This window comes from Achromobacter pestifer (genome assembly GCF_902859625.1).
Taxonomy (GTDB): Bacteria; Pseudomonadota; Gammaproteobacteria; order Burkholderiales; family Burkholderiaceae_B; genus Achromobacter; species Achromobacter pestifer.
Window position 1 is genome coordinate 15,597 of the sequence record NZ_CADIJX010000014.1, and the last position, 19,951, is coordinate 35,547.

The 19,951-nt window shown below is 63.1% G+C and carries 17 protein-coding genes; 9 read left to right on the forward strand and 8 right to left on the reverse strand.

What is annotated here, in order from left to right; genetic code table 11:
- The first annotated feature begins 141 nt into the window (after window positions 1-141).
- Window positions 142-1,629: an exopolyphosphatase gene (gene ppx, locus HV753_RS29065; RefSeq protein WP_175178035.1), complete on the forward strand. Its 1,488-nt coding sequence runs from the start codon at window positions 142-144 to the stop codon at window positions 1,627-1,629.
- 177 nt (window positions 1,630-1,806) lie between these two features.
- Here the strand turns inward: ppx and HV753_RS29070 are convergent, their stop codons facing one another.
- From HV753_RS29070 to HV753_RS29090, 5 genes are all read right to left on the reverse strand, one after another.
- The gene (locus tag HV753_RS29070; protein ID WP_175178036.1) at window positions 1,807-2,613 is read right to left on the reverse strand and encodes a GNAT family N-acetyltransferase; all 807 of its coding nucleotides are present in this window, start codon (window positions 2,611-2,613) and stop codon (window positions 1,807-1,809) included.
- Between the two features lie 216 nt (window positions 2,614-2,829).
- Window positions 2,830-4,173 (reverse strand): phosphoglucosamine mutase, encoded by a 1,344-nt coding sequence (gene glmM / locus HV753_RS29075; protein WP_175178037.1) that lies wholly within the window; start codon window positions 4,171-4,173, stop codon window positions 2,830-2,832.
- Window positions 4,170-5,015: a dihydropteroate synthase gene (gene folP / locus HV753_RS29080; protein ID WP_175178038.1), complete on the reverse strand. Its 846-nt coding sequence runs from the start codon at window positions 5,013-5,015 to the stop codon at window positions 4,170-4,172. The genes glmM and folP overlap by 4 nt, the downstream gene beginning before the upstream one ends.
- An 18-nt stretch (window positions 5,016-5,033) precedes the next feature.
- On the reverse strand, window positions 5,034-6,920 hold the full coding sequence (gene ftsH, locus HV753_RS29085; protein ID WP_175178039.1) for an ATP-dependent zinc metalloprotease FtsH: 1,887 nt from the start codon (window positions 6,918-6,920) through the stop codon (window positions 5,034-5,036).
- Window positions 6,921-7,140: 220 nt separating this feature from the next.
- Complete coding sequence (locus tag HV753_RS29090) at window positions 7,141-7,773, reverse strand: RlmE family RNA methyltransferase (RefSeq protein WP_175178040.1); 633 nt, start codon at window positions 7,771-7,773, stop codon at window positions 7,141-7,143.
- An 18-nt stretch (window positions 7,774-7,791) separates the two neighbouring features.
- On the opposite strand from HV753_RS29090, the gene HV753_RS29095 reads away from it, so the two are divergent.
- A complete protein-coding gene (locus HV753_RS29095) occupies window positions 7,792-8,391 on the forward strand; it encodes a YhbY family RNA-binding protein (protein ID WP_175178041.1) in 600 nt (199 codons plus the stop codon).
- 129 nt (window positions 8,392-8,520) lie between these two features.
- On the opposite strand, the gene greA is transcribed toward HV753_RS29095, so the two are convergent.
- The gene (gene greA, locus HV753_RS29100; protein ID WP_025139566.1) at window positions 8,521-8,997 is read right to left on the reverse strand and encodes a transcription elongation factor GreA; all 477 of its coding nucleotides are present in this window, start codon (window positions 8,995-8,997) and stop codon (window positions 8,521-8,523) included.
- 643 nt (window positions 8,998-9,640) lie between these two features.
- Between greA and HV753_RS29105 the strand changes: the two genes are divergently transcribed.
- Window positions 9,641-11,260, forward strand: coding sequence for a methyl-accepting chemotaxis protein (locus HV753_RS29105; protein ID WP_175178042.1), 1,620 nt, complete (start codon window positions 9,641-9,643; stop codon window positions 11,258-11,260).
- Window positions 11,261-11,289: 29 nt separating this feature from the next.
- On the opposite strand, the gene HV753_RS29110 is transcribed toward HV753_RS29105, so the two are convergent.
- The gene (locus HV753_RS29110; RefSeq protein WP_175178043.1) at window positions 11,290-12,612 is read right to left on the reverse strand and encodes a solute carrier family 23 protein; all 1,323 of its coding nucleotides are present in this window, start codon (window positions 12,610-12,612) and stop codon (window positions 11,290-11,292) included.
- Window positions 12,613-12,750: 138 nt separating this feature from the next.
- On the opposite strand from HV753_RS29110, the gene HV753_RS29115 reads away from it, so the two are divergent.
- The 6 genes from HV753_RS29115 (at window position 12,751) to HV753_RS29140 (ending at window position 19,095) form a co-directional block, all read left to right on the forward strand.
- On the forward strand, window positions 12,751-13,170 hold the full coding sequence (locus HV753_RS29115; protein ID WP_175178044.1) for a FlxA-like family protein: 420 nt from the start codon (window positions 12,751-12,753) through the stop codon (window positions 13,168-13,170).
- 131 nt (window positions 13,171-13,301) lie between these two features.
- Window positions 13,302-14,627: an ABC transporter substrate-binding protein gene (locus tag HV753_RS29120; RefSeq protein ID WP_175178045.1), complete on the forward strand. Its 1,326-nt coding sequence runs from the start codon at window positions 13,302-13,304 to the stop codon at window positions 14,625-14,627.
- A gap of 84 nt (window positions 14,628-14,711) precedes the next feature.
- A complete protein-coding gene (locus HV753_RS29125; protein ID WP_175178046.1) occupies window positions 14,712-16,424 on the forward strand; it encodes an ABC transporter permease in 1,713 nt (570 codons plus the stop codon).
- On the forward strand, window positions 16,421-17,506 hold the full coding sequence (locus HV753_RS29130; RefSeq protein ID WP_175178047.1) for an ABC transporter ATP-binding protein: 1,086 nt from the start codon (window positions 16,421-16,423) through the stop codon (window positions 17,504-17,506). The genes HV753_RS29125 and HV753_RS29130 overlap by 4 nt, the downstream gene beginning before the upstream one ends.
- A gap of 10 nt (window positions 17,507-17,516) precedes the next feature.
- Window positions 17,517-18,425 carry a LysR family transcriptional regulator gene (locus tag HV753_RS29135; protein ID WP_175178048.1) on the forward strand — a complete coding sequence of 303 codons (909 nt, stop codon included), beginning with the start codon at window positions 17,517-17,519 and terminating at the stop codon, window positions 18,423-18,425.
- A 25-nt stretch (window positions 18,426-18,450) separates the two neighbouring features.
- Window positions 18,451-19,095, forward strand: coding sequence for a histidine phosphatase family protein (locus HV753_RS29140; protein ID WP_175178049.1), 645 nt, complete (start codon window positions 18,451-18,453; stop codon window positions 19,093-19,095).
- Window positions 19,096-19,122: 27 nt separating this feature from the next.
- Here HV753_RS29140 and HV753_RS29145 read toward each other — a convergent pair whose 3' ends face one another.
- On the reverse strand, window positions 19,123-19,887 hold the full coding sequence (locus tag HV753_RS29145) for an SDR family oxidoreductase (protein ID WP_175178050.1): 765 nt from the start codon (window positions 19,885-19,887) through the stop codon (window positions 19,123-19,125).
- Between the last annotated feature and the right edge of the window lie 64 nt (window positions 19,888-19,951).

A 19,951-nucleotide genomic window follows, 5' to 3' on the forward strand; every position in this document is an offset into this window, starting at 1 on the left:
AGCGTACGCCAAAATCGGGACGTATAGCATGTGCCCGATTTCGGCCAAGCCTCTGTTCCATAAGCGAAAACCCGTAGCTCAGGGCACTGTCATATGGGGTCTCTATAATCAGGCCACCTCAAAGCCAATATTACGAGCCGCATGGATCAACTTCTGGCCGCGGTGGACCTCGGGTCCAACAGCTTCCGCCTCTCCATCGGACGCATCGTTCAACAGGACGGTACGCCCCAGATCTATCAGATTGATCGTCTCAAGGAAACCGTACGGCTTGCCGCCGGCCTGGACGCCGAAAAGCGCCTGGGCGATGACGCCATCGAGCGTGCCATCGCCGTCCTGGAACGCTTTGGCGACCGTCTGCGCAGTTTCCACCCCAATCGGGTTCGCGCGGTGGCCACCAACACCTTCCGCGTGGCCCGCAACACGCGGGACTTCCTGCCTCGGGCCGAAGCCGCGCTGGGCTTTCCCATCGAAGTCATCGCGGGCCGCGAAGAAGCCCGCCTGATCTTCTCGGGCGTGGTCCACACACTGCCTCCGTCGCCCAACAAACGGCTGGTCATCGACATCGGCGGCGGTTCCACCGAAGTCATCATCGGCAAAGGCCACGAGCCCGGGCTGATGTCGTCGCTTTACATGGGCTGCGTCAGCTACAGCCGCCAGTTCTTCTCGGACGGCGTGGTCGACGCGCACCAGATGAAGCAAGCCGAACTGGCCGCCCGGCGCGAAATCGAAGTCATCGCCAAGCAGTACCGCAAGATGGGCTGGAAAGAAGCCTATGGCTCATCCGGCACCGCCAAGGCACTGTTTGCGATCCTGACCGAAAGCCGCTTTTCCGACCGTGGCATCACCCGCGCGGGCCTGGCCAAGCTGAAAGACCGCATCGTGCGCTCGGGCCGGGTCATCCCGTCCGAGCTGCCGGGCATCAAGATCGAACGCTCCGACGTGCTGCCCGGCGGGCTGGCCATCATGAGCGCCCTGTTCGACGAGCTGGGCATCGAAGTCATGCACACCGGCGACGGCGCGCTGCGCCTGGGCGTGCTGTATGACCTGCTGGGCCGCGACGACGAGCACGACAAGCGCGACGAATCGGTGCGCCAGTTCATGAAGCGCTACCACGTCGACCTGAACCAGGCTCGCCGCGTGCGCCACGCCGCACTGACACTGTTCGACGCGATGTTCCCGGAAGGCCCGGAACGCGACGAGCTGCGCCCTGCCCTGGGCTGGGCGGCGGATCTGCACGAAGTGGGCCTGTCGATCGCGCACAATGCGTATCACAAGCACTCCGCCTACGTGCTGGAAAACGCCGACATGCCGGGCTTCTCGCGCGCTGACCAGCAACTGCTGGCGCTGCTGGCGCTGGGCCACCAAGGCAAGCTGACCAAGCTGGAACCGCTGATCCGCACGCGCCCGCAATGGAAAGCCATTCTCAGCCTGCGCCTGGCCGTCCTGCTGTTCCGCCGCCGCGGCGAAATCGAACCACTGCCGCTGACGGCATCGGTGCGTGACACGTCCATCGTGGTGCGCGTCAACCGCGAATGGCTCGCCCAACATCCCTTAAGCGACTTCACGCTGCGCGCGGAAGAAGCGGAATGGAACAAGGTCGGTTTTTCGTTTGAATTGCTTGAGTTCTAACGCGCACACCAGCGTCTGAACGACAACAAGGGCGATGGCGGCAACGCCATCGCCCTTCTGTTTAAAACGGCGACAGATCCGTCTCGCGATGAAGCTGCTTGAGCTCCATGCGCAAGGGCCGCGTGGCCCGCCGTATCAATCTGATCTTCATACGGCGGAACAGGCGGCGCATGATGATCAGCGCTGGCCGTTGATGGCCGTCGGTTGATCTAGACCGAAGTGACGGCGGTAGCGCTCGTCCATGCGATCCATTTTCAGCAATACCGGGAAGTCCGCAGCATTGAAATCCGGATCCCAGGCGGGTTCACCACACACCTTGGCACCCAGCTTCAAGTAACCCTTGATCAGCGGCGGCACGCGGGCCGGCAACGTGCTGTTCAGCTTTTCCACCGGATAACGGTGCAGCGGCATCACGCGGGGCTCGTTGTCCTGCGGCAAATGCTTGGAGATCGTGCGCCAGACTTCCGCGGCGGTGACGCCATCGTCGCGCAGGCTGACGCTTGCACAACCCAGCACATATTCGTAACCACCCCGGCGCAGGTATTCGGCCAGGCCGGACCACAGCAGCATGATGACAGCGCCGTTGCGGTAGTCCGAGTGTGTACACGAGCGGCCGACTTCGACCAATTCGTCCCGGATCGAACCGAGGCCGGAAAGATCGAATTCGGATTGCGAGTAGTAACCGCCCGCCTCCCGCGCCTTTTCAGGCGTCAGGATTCGATACGTGCCGACGACGCGACCTGTATCCATTTCGCGGACCATCAGATGCTCGCAGAAGGGATCGAAACGATCATGTTCGATACCGTCTTGGGCGTCAGGAAACACCGCGCCCATATCCTCAGTGAAGACGTCGTAGCGCAGACGCTGAATCTGCTCGATTTCTTCAGCCGTGCGCGCCAAGCCAACCGCCAGCACCTTCTGGGCGGCGCCAGTCCACGGTTCTGCGGGATTACGACTTGGGTTGATGCGTGCTAGTTCTAGCATTGCGCGAAGCTCCTAGAGAGTCCAGTCAGTGTGGACGCCCTGTATGTCAAAGACTTGACCAATATGTTACGTGACTATGAAGTTTAGTTCGGAGGAGATAGCTCAACTTTGGGCAAATCTCGACAAAACTTTACAATTCAATACTCGTCTTCAATACACAAAAGCCACCCACCGCCAGGGCGGTGGGTGGCTTTCATCAACAGCAATCCGCAGTGCTTACCCCAGACTGGCGGCAAGCTTCTCGGCGCAGGAAACGGCAAGGGACTCATCCTCAGCTTCGACCATCAACCGCAGCTTCGGTTCGGTGCCAGAGGCACGAATCAAAATGCGGCCCCGGTCGCCTAGTTCCGCCTCGACCGCCTTGCGCGCGGCCGTCAGGCCGGGATGGGTCTTCCAGTCCTGGCCTGCTGCCAGCGGCACGTTGATCATCTTCTGCGGATACATGCGCAGATCGCCCACCCATTGCGCCATCGATACGTTGTTGCGCCGCAACGCGGTCAACACTTGCAGGGCGGCAATGATGCCGTCGCCCGTCGAATGGCAGTCCAGGCACAGCAAGTGGCCAGAGCTTTCGCCGCCGTACAGCCAGCCGCGCGACTGCATCTGCTCCAGCACGTAGCGGTCGCCCACATTGGCGCGCTCGAAACCCACGCCCAGGCGTTCCATTTCGCGCTCGAAACCAAAGTTGGTCATCAGCGTGCCAACCACGCCGTCCACCTTGCTGCGCTGCATGCGTTCGCGGACGATCGCGTACAACAGTTCGTCACCGTTATAGATGCGGCCTTCGCCGTCCACCACCTGCAAGCGGTCGGCATCGCCGTCCAGCGCGACACCCAACTGGGCACCGCGGGCCTTGACTTCCTTGGCCAGCGATTCCGGATGCAACGCTCCCACACCCTTGTTGATATTGAAGCCGTCCGGATGCACGCCGATGGCGTGCACCTCGGCGCCCAACTCGCGGAACACGTGGGGAGCGATGTTGTAGGCAGCACCGTGAGCGGCATCGACGACGATCGTCATGCCGTTCAGGTCCAGATCGTTGGGGAAGGTGCTCTTGCAGAATTCGATGTACCGGCCCTGCGAGTCCGACATGCGGCGCGCGCGGCCCAGGCCTTCAGAGGCGACACAACCCAGCGGTTCGTCCAAGGCGGCTTCGATATCGGCTTCGATCTCGTCCGGCAGCTTCATGCCCTGCGCCGAGAAGAACTTGATGCCGTTGTCCTGGTACGGGTTGTGGGAAGCACTGATGACGATACCCGCCACCAGGCGCAGCGCCCGGGTCAGGTAGGCCACCGCCGGCGTCGGGATCGGACCCGCCAACAGCACGTCGATGCCCGCAGCCGACAGGCCGGCTTCCAAGGCCGATTCCAACATGTAGCCAGAAATCCGGGTGTCCTTGCCGATCACGACTTGCGGACGGCTGCCGCCGCGCACGGCATGTTCGCGGGCCAGCACACGGCCGGCCGCATAACCCAGCCGCAGGGCGAATTCGGCGTTGATCACCGGACCACCCACTTCACCGCGCACCCCATCCGTACCAAAATACTTGCGTCGAATCATGAACTGATAGCTCCTTGTTCGGCCGCGTGCCATACCTTGAGGGCATCCACGGTGGCGGCGACATCGTGCACGCGCACGATCGAGGCCCCCCGGGATACACAGGCAAGCGCAGCGGCAATGCTGCCGGACAACCTGTCGCCAACCGGCCGGCCAGTGGCCTGGCCAATCATGTTCTTGCGCGACAAGCCGATCAGCAATGGATAACCCGTGCTGCGCAGGCTGGACAGCCGGCGCAATAACTGAAAATTCTGGTCTGCCGTTTTACCGAACCCAAAGCCCGGGTCCAGCACGATACGGCGAGGATCAATCCAGGCCGCGCGCAGCTTTTGCGCCCGCGCGCCCAGGAACAGCCCGATTTCACCGATCAGATCGGTGTATTCGGGCGGACTGGCCTGCATCGTGCGCGGCTCGCCCTTCATGTGCATCACACATAGTCCGCACCGCGATTGCGACACTGCCTCGATGGCGCCGGGCTGCCTGAATCCGTAGATATCGTTGATCATGTCGGCACCCGCATCCAGCGTGGCCCGCATGACTTCCGGCTTGAAGGTATCGATGGACAGCGGCACACCGCAATCGCGCAGCGCTTCGATCACCGGCAACAAGCGGTCCAATTCGTCTGCCACCGACACAGGGGCCGCGCCCGGGCGCGTGGACTCGCCGCCCAGATCCAGGATCTGCGCGCCCTCTTCAATCAACTGGCGCGCATGCGCCACCGCGGAATCCGTATCGTCGTGCTCGCCGCCGTCGGAAAAAGAGTCCGGCGTGACATTGACGATACCCATGACAAGCGGGCGCTCGAGATCAAACTCGAAGCGCCCGCAAAGAAAGTTATTTGCCATAACTCAGGACAAAAAACCTCAGACAGCAGCAGCCGTGCTACCACCAGCCGCCAGGCCGGTCGGCGGCGTGTCGGCGGAATCCGACGGGCCTTGCGGCGTTTTCGGGGGACGCGGAGGACGGCCCTCGATGATGTCGTTGATCTGGTCTGCGTCGATGGTTTCCCATTCCAGCAGCGCCGAGGTCATCACTTCGACCTTGTCGCGGTTTTCTTCCAGGATCTTGCGCGCAACACCGTACTGCTCGTCGATGATGCGGCGGATCTCGGTATCCACCTTCTGCATGGTGGCTTCGGACATGTGCGTCGTCTTGGTGACGCTGCGGCCCAGGAACACTTCGCCTTCGTTCTCGGCGTAGACCATGGGGCCCAGTTCGTCGGTCATGCCGTAGCGCGTGACGATGTCGCGGGCGATGGCGGTGGCGCGTTCAAAGTCGTTCGAGGCGCCCGTCGTCATCTGGTCCATGAAGAGTTCTTCGGCGATGCGGCCACCGAACAGCACGGCGATGGTGGACAGCAAGCGGCCCTTGTCCATGCTGTAGCGATCGGTCTCAGGCAACTGCATCGTCACGCCCAGCGCACGGCCGCGCGGGATGATGGTGACTTTGTGGACCGGATCGGTCTTGGGCAGCAGGCGGGCAACGATCGCATGGCCGGATTCGTGGTACGCGGTGTTCTTGCGTTCCTCTTCAGGCATGACGATGGAGCGGCGCTCGGCGCCCATGATGATCTTGTCCTTGGCCTTTTCAAAGTCGGACATATCCACCGTGCGGCCATTGCGGCGCGCGGCGAACAGTGCAGCTTCGTTGACCAGGTTGGCCAGGTCGGCGCCCGAGAAACCGGGGCAGCCGCGCGCCAGGATGGTCGCGTCGACGTTGGGCGACAGCGGAACCTTGCGCATGTGGACCTTCAGTATCTGCTCGCGGCCACGGATATCAGGCAGCGGCACCACGACTTGACGGTCGAAACGGCCCGGACGCAGCAGCGCCGGATCCAGCACGTCAGGACGGTTGGTGGCAGCGATCACGATGACGCCCTGGCCGGATTCAAACCCGTCCATTTCCACCAGCATCTGGTTCAGCGTCTGTTCGCGTTCGTCGTTGCCGCCACCCAGGCCGGCGCCACGCTGACGGCCCACCGCATCGATTTCGTCGATGAAGATGATGCAAGGCGCGTGCTTCTTGGCGTTTTCGAACATGTCGCGCACACGGGCAGCGCCCACGCCGACGAACATTTCAACGAAATCGGAACCCGAGATGCTGAAGAACGGAACCTTGGCTTCGCCAGCGATGGCCTTGGCCAGCAGCGTCTTGCCGGTACCGGGCGAACCCACCATCAGCACGCCACGCGGGATACGGCCACCCAGCTTCTGGAACTTGCTGGGATCGCGCAGGAAGTCGACCAGTTCCTGGACGTCTTCCTTGGCTTCATCGCAGCCAGCGACATCCGCGAACGTGATCTGGTTGGTGTTTTCGTCAAGCATGCGGGCACGCGACTTGCCGAAGCTGAACGCACCGCCCCTGCCGCCGCCTTGCATCTGTCGCATGAAGAATACCCAGACGCCAATCAGCAGCAGCATGGGGAACCACGAGACAAAGATGCTCATCAGCAGCGATTGCTCTTCGCGCGGCTTGCCCGACACCTGCACGCCGTACTTCAACAGATCGGAGACCATCCAAAGGTCGCCGGGAGAAGTCAGCGTGTAGGCGCGGCCCGCGTCCGGGGTGACGTAAAGCACGTCGCCCTGAACGTCGACCTTGCGGATACGTCCCGCCTTGGCGTCGTCCATGAACTGCGTGTACGTCACGCCGTCCTGGGTCTGAGCGCGTCCGTCGAACTGTTTGAAGACGGTGAACAGCACAAGGGCTATCACCATCCAGACAGCGACTTTGGAAAATGAATTATTCAAGGTCGATCTCCTGCTTTCGATTCCGACCCGCGACCGCGCACCCGCATATGGCACAGTCACAAGTATGTCAATAGCCCATTCTACCCTGTTGGACCCGATTGCGTCCTGGGATCCCTGGGGCCCGTGTAGTTACGTCTGATTCGTGATTTGGTAGGTCGTTGTCTCGCCAAGCAGGTAGCGTTTTTTTTGGGGTTCCGGAGCAACAGGCCCCGGCCCGGGGTTACTTCAGATCGCGTGCAACCAGAAAGGTTTCGGATGATTTATCCCGCGACGCCTTCGGCTTGCGCTCGACCACCCGCTTGAAGTGCTGTTTGAAGGTCTGCACGATCTGCGAAAAGCCGCTGCCGTGGAAGGCCTTGACGATCAGCACCCCGTTGGGCTTGAGGTGATTGCGGGAAAACTCCATCGCCAACTCGCACACATGCTGAATGCGCGCGGCGTCGGCGATACCCACGCCTGACAAGTTGGGGGCCATGTCTGAAATAACAAGGTCCACGGCGCGCGTTCCGACCATGTCTTCCAATTGTTTCAGAACGTCATCGTCGCGAAAGTCGCCCTGGATGAACTCCACGCCCGCGACCGGCTCCATCGGGAGCAAATCGAGCGCAATAATACGTCCATCCACGACCCCGCCTGGCCCGGCCAGGCGCTCGCGCGCCACTTGGGACCAACTGCCGGGCGCCGAGCCCAGATCGATGACCAGGTCGCCCCGGCGCATCAATTTTTCGGTGTCCAGGATCTCGATCAGCTTGAAAGCGGCGCGGGCCCGGTAGCCCTTCTGTTGCGCCAGCTTCACATAGGGATCGTTGATGTGCTGGTGAATCCAGTCTTTAGAGAATTTATTCTTGGCCATTACCGTACAATTCCACGCATGCCTATATTAGAACTCACCTCTCGTGAGCGCAGCGACCTTCGCTCCGCCGCTCACCCTCTGCGCCCTGTCGTCCTGATTGGCGACAATGGCCTGACCGAAGCCGTGCTCAAGGAAATCGACCTGGCACTGTCTTCGCACGGCCTTATCAAGGTACGCGCCGGCGGCGATGACCGCGAGGCCCGCGAGACCATGTTGTCGACGATTTGCGACACTCTGTCTTGCGCCCCGGTGCATCACCTGGGCAAGACCCTGATTCTTTTCCGCCCGCTGGCCGGCAACGTCAAGCCCGCCGCCCTGGCCGCCATGGAGCCCGAGGCTCCTGCCAAGCGTCGCGCTTCCGAGCCTTACACGCCCAAGAAGCTGGCCGCCGAAGGCAAGACCCTTGGCAAGCGTCCGCGCCGCAGCGAGTCCGAAGAGCCCAAGCCGGCCAAAACCCGCTTCGTGCCGCAGGACCAGCTCAATAAGAACGGCAAGCCCATGCGTCCCAGCAACAAACGCGCCACCGTCAGCGGCCACGGCATTCCTCGCCGCGCCGGCAGCGCGCTCAGCCTTCGGGCCGGGGCACGCAGCGGCACCAGCCGCAAGACGTCAAAGTAAGCGCGGGCACAAAAACGGGCGCTCTACGCGCCCGGTCCACCATAGCGATCCGCGAATGTACCGCGGAATCCAGACGAACGCAGGGTTCGAGCTATGGTGTTTTGACAGCAAACTGCTTGGGTTGCCGCGTTAGATGTAACGCACACCCAGTACTTCATACTCGCGAACGCCAGCCGGGGCCTTGACCTCGACGACATCGCCTTCGCTCTTGCCGATCAGCGCGCGCGCCACCGGGCTCGACACGGAAATCAGGTTGGACTTGATGTCGGCTTCAACGTCGCCAACGATCTGGTAAGTCACGCGGTCGCCCGAATCCAGATCCTCGATGTCGACGGTGGCGCCAAACACAGCGCGGCCTTCGGCTTCCAGGGAAGAGGGGTCGATCAAGTGGGCGTTGGAAAGCGTGCCTTCAAGCTCGGCAATCCGGCCCTCGATGAAACCTTGGCGCTCGCGAGCGGCATCGTATTCGGCGTTTTCCGACAGATCACCCTGCGCACGCGCCTCAGCGATCGCGTTAATCACGGCAGGACGTTCCACGGTTTTCAGCCGCTGGAGCTCTTCTTGCAAGCGCTCGGCCCCGCGCACGGTCAAAGGAATGGCAGACATGTCGTTTCCCAAACAAAAAGTAGAAAAACGCCCCGACGGAGCGTTCTCGGTGAAGGTCGTTACCCGGGCGCGCGCATGTGGTCTGTTGCCTTTTGGGCAGGACGTGCGGCGCGGACGACCAAAACAAAACCCCGGCTCGGGTCGGAACCGGGGCAATCAAGGTCATATTGTGGTCAAAGTCCACCGGAATTGCAAGCCACGGCAGAAAACGTGCTTTTCGGCGCATTTCAGCGCTGTAACCCGCTAAAACCGGGGATTTCCTGAAAAATTCTCCGACACCATAGGCGCCGCCCCCTGGCACCCTTTTCGGCACGTTGCGTAAAAGATACTTGTCGATAGTTTTTTGGCGACAAGCTGCGAATTTTCAAGAAAATCCGCCAAAAAAAAACGATAAAAACGGTATAACTAACAAGTAGCAGCACTAATAACAATTACATACAAATAAGCAGTACCGGCGCACCTCCTTATTCAAATGTTGCGGGCAACGCGGCAAGTCATGCCGCGGTATCGATTGATTGTGCGTGTTTGCAAGTTTCAGGCGGACGCATCGCAGTCATCCGGCTCGACGTCCGTTCCTTTGCCGCAAAGCCGGCGGACGCTGCCTGCCTGCGCGAAGGATCGCGTTCATGAAAGAGGAGCTCTCATGCTGGAAAAATTGAAAGTCCGAACGGGCATGCTGCTGGTGCTGGCGTGTTTTGTCATCGCCTTGGCGCTGGCTTGCGGGTTGAGCTGGATGAATGCGGACAACAGCGTCCGCGAAATCGAAGATCTGAATACCGTGGCCGTGCACCAGGTCGACCCGCTGTATGAAGCCAACGGCGCCTTGCTGCGGACGCGGCTGGCACTGGACGACGCCCTGGCGGGCATCCAGGCAGGCAACGCGGATCAGACGAGCAAAGCCGAACAAGAGGCCGCCACCGAACTGGCGCAGGCGCGCGAGCGTTTCGCGCGTTACATGGAGGTGCCCAAAAGCGAGCGCGGCCAGGCCCTGGCGCTGACCCTACAGGGTCGTTTCACGGAATATGCGTCCTTGCTGGACAACCTGAGTGCCGCCATCAGGGAACGCGCGCCGGCAAAGTACCAGCAGGAAGTGGGCCGTACCCGGCAGATCGACGCCATGTTCATCAAGGACATGAAGACCTTCCTGGCCCGCGTGCAAGAGCGCAGCGACAGCGTGCTGGCCAGTTCGCAAGCCACCTATTCCAATGCCCGGATATCGGCGATTGCCTTGCTGTCGGTTGCCCTGCTGCTGGCCATCCTGTGCTGGACGTTCATCCGCCGCGGCTTGCTGCTGCCCTTGCAGGACGCCGGCCGGCACTTTGACCGCATCGCGGGCGGCGATCTCACCACCCGCATCGAAAACCGTTCCAACAATGAAATCGGCGCCCTCTTCGCCTCGTTGAAGCGCATGCAGGAAGGCCTGATCCGCACGGTGACATCGGTGCGCCAAGGCGTCGAGGAAATCAACGTGGGCGCAGCGGAGATCGCCGCCGGGAACACCAACCTGTCCACCCGTACCGAAGAGCAGGCCGCCGCCCTGGAAGAAACCGCCGCGACGATGGAAGAGCTGGCCGCCACCGTCAAGCAGAACGCCGAAAATGCCGCCCAGGCCAATCAACTGGCCGCGGTCAGCATGCAGGTCGCGCAGCGCGGCGGCAACAACGTGGGCCAGGTGGTCGCCACCATGCAAGGGATTTCGGACAGCTCGCGCAAGATCTCCGACATCGTGTCGGTGATCGACGGCATCGCCTTCCAGACGAATATCCTGGCGCTGAACGCCGCCGTGGAAGCTGCGCGCGCTGGAGAACAAGGCAAGGGTTTCGCGGTGGTGGCCGGTGAGGTGCGGACACTGGCTCAGCGCGCCGCGCAGGCGGCGAAAGAGATCAAGGTGCTGATCGAGGCGTCCGCGGATACCGTGCAAGCCGGGTCAGCGCAGGTGTCCGCCGCCGGTCAGACCATGCAGGAGATCGTGGCATCGGTGCAGCGTGTCACGGACATCATGGGCGAGATCTCCGCCGCGTCCACGCAGCAGGCCAGCGGGATCGATCAGGTCAGCCTGGCCGTCTCGCAAATGGATGAGGTGACGCAGCAGAACGCCGCGCTGGTGGAAGAGGCCTCGGCCGCCGCTTCCGCGATGGAGGAACAGGCGCGGCGCCTGTCAGAGGCCACCGCCGTGTTCAAGACGCAGTCGGGTCAGGTGATCGAGGCCGTGCCCAGCCAATTGTCCCGCTCGAAGCAGGCGGCACGGCTCTCAAGATCCTGAGCGCGGCGGGGCCTGGCCCCGCGCGCGGATCAGGCCGCCGCCGGCTTTTTGCGGCGCAGCAAGGCGTACAGGATGATGGCGCCGAAGGTGGCGGTACCGATGCCTCCCAGCATGAAGTCACCCAGCTTGATGGTGAAGTCGCCCGCGCCCAGCACCAACGTGACGGCCGCGACGATCAGGTTGCGGTTGTCGCTGAAGTCCACCTGGTTCACCACCCAGATACGGGCGCCGGCGATGGCGATCAAGCCGAAGACCACCACCGACATGCCGCCCAGCACCGGGCCCGGGATGGTCTGGATCAACGCGCCGAACTTGGGCGAGAAACCCAGCACGATCGCGATCAGAGCCGCCACGACGAACACCAGCGTGGAATAGATGCGGGTCACCGCCATGACGCCGATATTCTCGGCGTAGGTGGTGACGCCCGTGCCGCCCACGGAGCCCGAGACCATGGTGGCCACGCCGTCGCCCACGAAGGCGCGGCCCAGATAGCGGTCCAGGTCCTGGCCGGTCATGGCGCTGACCGCCTTCACGTGACCCAGGTTTTCGGCCACCAGGATGATGGCCACCGGAACGATCAGGCCCATTGCCTCGGCCTTGAAGACCGGCGCAGCGAAATGCGGCAGGCCGATCCAGGCGGCGGCGGCCACACCCGAGAAATCAATGGGCTTGCCCAGGCCCATGCCATTGGCCAGCACCGCATACACCACGCAGGCCAGGATCAGTCCGACCAGGATCAGCAGGCGCTGGACCATGCCCTTCGTGTAGACGGCGATCCCGCCCACGCAAACGATGGTGACCAGGGCCATGAACGTATCAAAGCCCGACGCCCCCATCGCGCCCTTGGCAGCAATCGGGGCCAGGTTCAGGCCGATCACGGCCACGACCGCGCCCGTGACGACGGGCGGCATCAGTGTGTCGATCCAATTGGCGCCGCCCCCGGCCCGCGCATTGACGATCCACACGATGACCCCGATCAGCGTATAGACCAGGCCGCAGGCGATGATGGCGCCCAGCGCCACGCCAATATTGGCGTTGGCGCCGCCCCCGGCGTAACCCGTGACCGCGATCACGCCGCCGATGAAGGCGAAGCTGGATCCCAGGTAGCTGGGCACCCGACCGCCGACGAACAGGAAGAAGATCAGCGTGCCAATGCCGGACATCAGGATCGCGACGTTAGGATCGAAACCCATCAGCAACGGCGCCAGCACGGTGGACCCAAACATCGCGACCACGTGCTGCGCGCCCATGGCGACGTTCTTGGGCCAGGACAGCCGCTCATCAGGCGCGATGATGACGCCGGGTTCGGCATCGTCCGCCAGGCGCCAGCGCGGAAAATAGGAATTGGACATGGGTTTCCCAAAATGGGGGTTGGGGATGAACGGGCGCCAGTGTAAATGGGGCCGCGAAGGGGCGGCAATGTTTAAGTTTGCCGACAGAATGCCGTATTAGTGGAAACCCCGAAAACCAGCTTGGCAACAGGAGCAATCATGGCGACTACCCCCCTTAGCGGCATCTCCCGGACCAGCACCCTGGCCGATCTGTGGGCTGAACGGATCCAGGCCAACAAGGACGCCAAGTCGGCCAACGGCGAAGAGGCGACGACCGTGAGCGCAGACGGCAAGATCCGCGTCAACGCGCCCGGCGCCTCGAAGGTGGGCGGCGCGCAGGCCAGCGAAGAAACGGACAACGACGACGAATACACTCGCCAGATCAAGGAACTGCAAAAGCAGCTCAAGCGAGTCATGGACCAGATCGCGAAGGTCAAGGCCAGCGGAATGTCGGATGAAATGAAAGCGCAGCAGCTCCTGGCGTTGAATGCCCAGGCGCTGCAAATTCAAGGCCAGATTTCCCAGGTGATGCAACAGCAGGCCCGCGCAGCCCAGGGCGGCGTTTCCACCACCGCGTAAACCGCATCATGGCCCGCGGGCGCCGGCACCAAGGCGCCCGCACTGATGATGCGCATCAAAATTTGTGATTGGACGCATAGCAGGGCAAACATTACTGTCTCCGAACAAATCAAAAACTACGGAGACAAACCATGCATGCAATGCGCACAGCCCTTGCAGGAGCGCTGCTGGCCATCAGCACGGCGCCCGCCTTGGCCGGCACCGTCACGGTGATCACGTCGTTCCCCAAAGACCTGACCCAGGCTTACAAGACCGCGTTTGAAAAGGCCAATCCCGGCATCTCGCTGGAAATTCTGAACAAGAACACGGTGTCGGGCATCGCTTATGTGCGCGAAACGCCTGCCGGCCAGCGCGCCGAAGTGTTCTGGGCCAGCGCGCCCGACGCCTTCGAGGTGCTGGGCCGCGACAAGCTGCTGGCCAAGTCGTCCGACGTAGCAAACAAGGATGTGCCGGACAAGATCGGCAACTACCCCATCAATGACCCCGGCGGTATGTACCTGGGCCAAGCCCTGGCCGGTTACGGCATCGTCTACAACACGCGCTACATCGCAGCGCACAAGATCCCCGCCCCGGTGGAATGGAAGGATCTGCTGTCACCCAAGTGGTTCGGCCACGTCGGCATCACCTCGCCATCGCGCTCGGGCACGATGCACCTGACCGTCGAAACCATTCTGCAAGGCGAAGGCTGGGATGACGGCTGGAACACCTTGCTGCGCATGTCGGGCAACAGCAGTGCGGTCACCGAGCGGTCGTTCGGCGTGCCCGATGGCGTGAACAACGGCCAGTTCGGCGCCGGCCCGGTCATTGATTTCTTCGGCCTGTCCAGCAAGTATTCCAAGTTCCCGGTGGAGTTCGTCTACCCGTCGGAGACCGCAATTGTGCCGGCCAACATCGCCCTGATCGAAGGCGCGAAGAATACCGAGGAAGGCAAGAAATTCATCGCCTTCACGCTCAGCCAGGCCGGCCAGGAACTGCTGCTTGAGCCGAAGATCTCGCGATTGCCGGTACTGCCCTATTCCGCGCTGGCCGGCAAGATTCCGGCGGGCTATCCCGATCCGGCTGACATCGCCCGCCGCAGCAAGGTGCAGTTCAACGCCGACCTGTCGCAGACGCGCTACTACGTCGTGCAATCGCTGTACGACCAGACCGTCACGTTCCGGCTGAAGGAACTGCAAACCGCCACCAAGGCCATCTATGACGCCGAAGCCAAGCTGGGCGACAAGGCCAAGAGCGGCCAAGCCGCCGAATTGCTGGCGCAGGCGCGCAAGCTGACCTGGGCCCCGCTGGTGGACGGCAAGAAAGCCGCCGACCCGGCCTTCCTGGCGATCTTCGCCGGCAACAAGAAGGACGCCGCCGTGAACCAGCAGATCACGCAGCTGGAAGGCGAATGGAACGGCCAGGCCAAGGCCAACTACGAAGAAGCCGTCAAGCTGGCCAAACAGGCCGCCGCGCTCTGATATCCGCATGACGCCCGCGGCAACGGACGGGATGATTCCCGTCCGTCCCGCCGCGCTTTCTTGGCAACGATTTCGGGAATCTCGATGAATTCTTCGGGCCACTCACGCCTGCCCGCTGGCCCCGTATTGACGGCGCTGCTGGTGTTCGGCTTTCTACTGCTTTTCCTGGCCGTGCCGGTGGGCACGGTGTTCTATAGCGCCTTCGTGAACGCGGATGGCAGCTTCACGATGGGCCACTTCGGCGCGTTCTTCAATCAACCGCTGATGAAGGAAGCCTTCTTCAACAGCCTGTACGTGGCGGGCTGGTCGGCGCTGCTGGCGTCCCTGATCGCCGTGCCGCTGGCGTACTTCACCGTGCGCTTCGACTTCCGGGGCGCGCTGCTGATCCAGACGCTGGGCATTCTGCCGCTGATCATGCCGCCCTTTGTGGGCGCGGTTGCGATGCAGTTGATCTTCGGCCGTTCGGGCAGCGTCAATCTGCTGCTGAACGACTGGTTCGGCTTCACGATCCCGTTCATGGACGGGTTGAACGGCGTGATCTTCGTGGAAGCGCTGCACTACTTCCCGTTCATTCTGATGAACCTGGTGGTGGCACTGCGCAACATCGACGGCGCCATGGAGGAAGCCGCGTTCAACCTGGGGTCGCGCGGGTTCCGGCTGTTCCGCCGCGTGATCTTCCCGCTGGCCCTGCCCGGCTACGTGGCGGGCACGTCGCTGGTGTTCGTCAAGGTGTTCGACGATTTGGGCACGCCGCTGGTGCTGGGCACGACCAACATGCTGGCCCCGCAAGCCTATCTGCGCATTACGCAAGTGGGGCTGGAAGATCCGCTGGGCTATGTGATCAGCGTGATCATGATCGCGTTCTCGATCCTGGCGCTGTGGCTGTCGGCGCGCGTGCTCAAGGGCCGCGACTACTCCACCCTGCAAAAGGGCGGGAATTCGATTCAGAAGCGCAAGCTGGGGCCGATGGAAAGCGTGCTGGCCTATGGATGGATCATCCTGGTGCTATTGCTCGTGCTGTCGCCGCACATGGGCGTGCTGCTGCTGTCGCTTGCCAGCGTCTGGAGCTTCGCGCCGCTGCCTGATGGGTACACGCTGGCGCATTACTCGGCGGTGTTCTCCGAGTCCCAGGGCATGATCGCCAACACCCTGCTCTACTGCGGTCTGGCGGCGGGCGTGGATGTGATCCTGGGCACCGCCATCGCCTACCTGATGCTGCGCACCCGCCTGCCGGCCCGCCAATGGCTGGACTTCATGGCGTCCGCGGCGCTGGCGATTCCCGGCATCGTGCTGGCGATCGGCTTTCTGCGCACCTTCCGTGGCATCGAATTGCCTGGCACCGGCACGTTGCTGACCTCGTCGTGGATCATCATCATGATCGCGTACTCGGTCAGGCGGCTGCCCTACGCATTGCGGTCTTGCGTGGCGTCCTTGCAGCAGATCAACGTCTCGCTGGAAGAGGCGGCCCAATCGCTGGGCGCCACCCGCATGAGCACGATCCGACGCATCGTGGTGCCGCTGATGGCTGGGGGCATGCTGGCGGGATTCGTGACCAGCTTCGTGACGGCGGCGGTGGAACTGTCGGCCACCATCATGCTGGTCACGAAAGACAGCCAGGCGCCCATGAGCTACGGCATCTATCTGTATATGCAAAGCGCGGCCGGCCGAGGGCCGGGCGCCGCGCTGGGCGTGCTGGCGGTGGCCGCGGTGGCTATCGGCACGTATGTATCGCACTTGCTGGTGGAGCGCGCGCAGTCGCGCCAGCGTCCGGCACGCAATGAAGGGGAATCCGCATGAAGAAAGTCAGCGTCGAATGCCGCAACATCCGCCTGTCCTATGGCAAGACGGAAGTGCTGAAGGATGTGAACATCAGCATCGAGCCTGGCGAGTTCTTCGCCCTGCTGGGGCCGTCGGGCTCGGGCAAGTCCACCCTGTTGCGGCTGATCGCCGGCTTCAACCGGCACAGCGCGGGGCAACTGCTGGTGGATGGCAAGGACATCAGCGGGACGCCGCCCTGGGACCGCAACATCGGCATGGTGTTCCAGAACTATGCGTTGTGGCCGCACATGACCGTATGGGACAACGTGGCCTTCGGTCTGGTGGAGCGCAAGCTGCCGAAGGCGGAGATCCGCGCCAAGGTGGAAGCGGCGCTGGAACTGGTGGGCCTGTCGCAGTACGGCAAGCGCCGCCCCAACCAGTTATCCGGCGGGCAACAGCAGCGCGTGGCGCTAGCCCGCACCATCGTCATCGAACCGCAGGTGCTGCTGCTGGACGAACCGCTGTCCAACCTGGACAAGAAGCTGCGCGTGCAGATGCGCCAGGACTTGCTGAGCCTGCAACGGCGCTTGGGCATCACCACCATCTTCGTCACGCACGACCAGGAAGAGGCCATGACCACGGCCGACCGGATGGCGGTGCTGGACCATGGCGTGGTGCAGCAAATCGGCGCACCCAGCACGCTGTTCGACTACCCCGTGAACCGCTTCGTGGCCAATTTCGTGGGCACGATGAATGTGCTGGAAGGCAATGTGCGCGAACGCACCAGCGGCAGCGTGGTGCTGACGGTGGAAGGCGTGGGCGACCTGCACCTGCCCCTGACGGCCGAGGCGCCGGCCGCGTCCCGGCTGGCGGCCAGCTTCCGGCCCCACACGGTGCAGATCGAAATGGCCGACGGGCTGGGTGACGCGCGCTATGTGTGGCTGCCGGGCATCGTCGAAAGCAGCGAATTCCTGGGCGAGTTCACGCGCTATCAGGTGCTGATTGGCGAACAGCGCCTGACCGCAGACCAGTCGCACCTGGCGGGATTGTCGCCTTTCCCGGTCGGTGCGCCCGTTTCGATCGGTTTGGAACCTACCCAAGTGCGGCTGCTCGCAGCCTAAACTTGCGTCCATGGAAATCTATCAGATCCGCGCCTTCGTCACGGTCGCCCGGCTGGGCAACCTGACGAAGGCGGCCGAGGCGCTGTCATTGACCCAGCCTGCCGTCACCGCCCAGATCAAGGCGCTGGAGCAGAGCCTGGGCGTGGCGCTGTTTGACCGCAGCGGCGGACGGCTGGCGTTGGCCAAAGCGGGCGAGGTGCTATTGCCCACGGCGGAATCGCTCTTGGTGCTGGGCGCGCAGCTCAAGTCCGAAGCGCAGCAATTGCAGGGCAGCCTGCACGGTGTGGTGGAATTGGGCGTGCCCAGCGAAAAGCCGGATTTCCTGCGGTTGGGCGAATTGGCGTCCGCCGTGAACCAGCGGCTGCCGCTGGTGGAGTTGAAGACCCAGACCTTGCCTGCCGCCACCCTGGCCGAACAGGTCAGCACCGGCCGGCTGCCCGCCGCGCTGACCATTGCCGCCAATCCCCCACGCGGGGTGCTGTGGCTGCCCTTGCGCAGCGTGCGCTACCGCATCGCCATGCCCAAGGAGCACGCGGCCGTCCTCAAGCGCGGCGGCTGGCGGGAAGTGTCGCAACTGCCCTGGCTGGACGGCCCATCTGGCAGCCACACCCATCTGCTACTGCGCGACATGTTCGAGCGCCATGGCCTGTCGCCTCGCGTGGTCATGCAAAATGACGACCAAGCCAATCTGGAAGCGCTGGTGCGCGCCGGGGCAGGCTGCGCGCTGCTACGCGAGGAAACCGCGCTGACGGGCGCGGCTTCCAATGATTTCATCGTGTGGGGCCAGGCGCGCGTCGACGCCATGCTAGGCTTCATCCTGCCTTATGAGCGCGCTAGCGAGCCTGCATTGGTCGCGTTAAGCTCGATCATTCAAACCATCTGGAAGCCGCGCGCGGCCATCACGCCGGCCCAGCTTTAAGCCTTACTCCCGCATCACGATCCCAATGACTGAAATCTGGTTCATCCGCCACGGCGAAACCGACTGGAACCGCCAGCGCCGCCTGCAAGGCTGGAAAGACATTCCCTTGAACGAATTCGGCGTCAACCAAGCCAGTTTGCTGGCGGCTCGCTTGCGCGAAGAAGCTCGCCATACGCCGATCCACGCCATCTACAGCAGCGACCTGCAACGCGCCCATGCCACCGCCGTGCCGGTATCCGAACAGTTGGGCTTGCGCGTGCGCGTGGAGCCCGGCATCCGCGAGCGTGGATTCGGCGTGCTGGAAGGCCTGGATCACGAAAAAATCGACGTGCTGGCCCCGGAAGCCGCGGCCGCCTGGAAAAGCCGCGATCCGCTGCGGCCGCTGGACGGCGGCGAAACACTGGGCCAGTTCCAGTCGCGCGTGATCTCCACCGTGGACGATATCGCCAGCCGCCACGACAACGAACGCATCCTGCTGTTCACGCACGGTGGCGTGCTGGACATCATCTGGCGCCATGCGTCGGGCGTGCCATTGCATGCGCCGCGCGACGCCGCGTTGTTGAACGTCAGCATCAATCGCGTCAGCGTGCAGGGCCGCAAGTGGGAAGTGCTGGACTGGGGTGACGTAGGCCATGTGGCCGACGAAGTCGGCGACGACGTGGTGCCGTAAACGGCAACGCCCCAACGCGCGGCGGGGCTACCCCGCCTTGCGCGGCTTGCGCGGCGCGTTGCGCGCCAGCCGGTCATACACGGCATTGGGCAACAAGCGCATCAGCTTGGCCACCACGCCCATCTGCCACGGGATCACCGTATAGGACGTGCCACGGTCGATCGCCGCCTGCGCACGTCGCGCAAAGGCGTCCGCCTCCATCAAGAACGGCATTGAGTACGGATTGTGCGCCGTCATGGCGGTCTTGATGTAGCCGGGGGCGATCGTCACCACCTGTATGCCCTCGGCCGCCAGCTCCAGCCGCAGGCTTTCGCAATAGGTCACCACCGCTGATTTTGACGCGCTGTAAGCCCCCGCCCCTGGCAGGCCGCGCACGCCAGCCACGCTGGCAATCCCCACCAGGCGGCCCGCGCCCGCCGCGCGCATCGCGCCCACGAACGGCTCGAACGTGGCGACCGTGGCCAGCAGATTGGTATCGACGATTGCCTTGAACACGTCGTAGTCCTCGCCGTGTTCAGTCAACGTGCCCGCGCTGATGCCGGCGCTGGCGATGACCACATCCACCCTGCCCTGGCAGAACGCGATGAAGTCGGCCGCGGCCGCATGCAAGGCGGCGCGGTCACGCACGTCCACCGCATAGCAGCGATGTTCGCCCGGCAAACTGGCTGCCAATTCACGCAGCGCGTCTTCACGCCGGCCCAGAAGACCCAAGGTGGCGCCGCTGGCGGCATATTGCTGCGCCAGCGCGCGGCCCAGGCCGCTACTGGCGCCGGTAATGAAGACTCTGTTCATGGATCGTCGTGGCCGGTAGAGGAAAAAGGGCGGCCCCTTATCCAAAGGGCCGCCCCGGCATCCT

Bases quoted from the DNA above. Each gene is read 5' to 3' on its own strand.
- glmM (WP_175178037.1), bottom strand. From the start codon at position 4,173: ATGATTCGACGCAAGTATTTTGGTACGGATGGGGTGCGCGGTGAAGTG.
- folP (WP_175178038.1), bottom strand. From the start codon at position 5,015: ATGGCAAATAACTTTCTTTGCGGGCGCTTCGAGTTTGATCTCGAGCGC.
- greA (WP_025139566.1), bottom strand. From the start codon at position 8,997: ATGTCTGCCATTCCTTTGACCGTGCGCGGGGCCGAGCGCTTGCAAGAA.
- HV753_RS29125 (WP_175178046.1), top strand. From the start codon at position 14,712: ATGAATTCTTCGGGCCACTCACGCCTGCCCGCTGGCCCCGTATTGACG.
- HV753_RS29115 (WP_175178044.1), top strand. From the start codon at position 12,751: ATGGCGACTACCCCCCTTAGCGGCATCTCCCGGACCAGCACCCTGGCC.
- HV753_RS29145 (WP_175178050.1), bottom strand. From the start codon at position 19,887: ATGAACAGAGTCTTCATTACCGGCGCCAGTAGCGGCCTGGGCCGCGCG.
- HV753_RS29095 (WP_175178041.1), top strand. From the start codon at position 7,792: ATGCCTATATTAGAACTCACCTCTCGTGAGCGCAGCGACCTTCGCTCC.
- HV753_RS29110 (WP_175178043.1), bottom strand. From the start codon at position 12,612: ATGTCCAATTCCTATTTTCCGCGCTGGCGCCTGGCGGACGATGCCGAA.
- HV753_RS29090 (WP_175178040.1), bottom strand. From the start codon at position 7,773: ATGGCCAAGAATAAATTCTCTAAAGACTGGATTCACCAGCACATCAAC.
- HV753_RS29130 (WP_175178047.1), top strand. From the start codon at position 16,421: ATGAAGAAAGTCAGCGTCGAATGCCGCAACATCCGCCTGTCCTATGGC.
- HV753_RS29070 (WP_175178036.1), bottom strand. From the start codon at position 2,613: ATGCTAGAACTAGCACGCATCAACCCAAGTCGTAATCCCGCAGAACCG.
- ppx (WP_175178035.1), top strand. From the start codon at position 142: ATGGATCAACTTCTGGCCGCGGTGGACCTCGGGTCCAACAGCTTCCGC.
- HV753_RS29140 (WP_175178049.1), top strand. From the start codon at position 18,451: ATGACTGAAATCTGGTTCATCCGCCACGGCGAAACCGACTGGAACCGC.
- HV753_RS29105 (WP_175178042.1), top strand. From the start codon at position 9,641: ATGCTGGAAAAATTGAAAGTCCGAACGGGCATGCTGCTGGTGCTGGCG.
- HV753_RS29120 (WP_175178045.1), top strand. From the start codon at position 13,302: ATGCATGCAATGCGCACAGCCCTTGCAGGAGCGCTGCTGGCCATCAGC.
- HV753_RS29135 (WP_175178048.1), top strand. From the start codon at position 17,517: ATGGAAATCTATCAGATCCGCGCCTTCGTCACGGTCGCCCGGCTGGGC.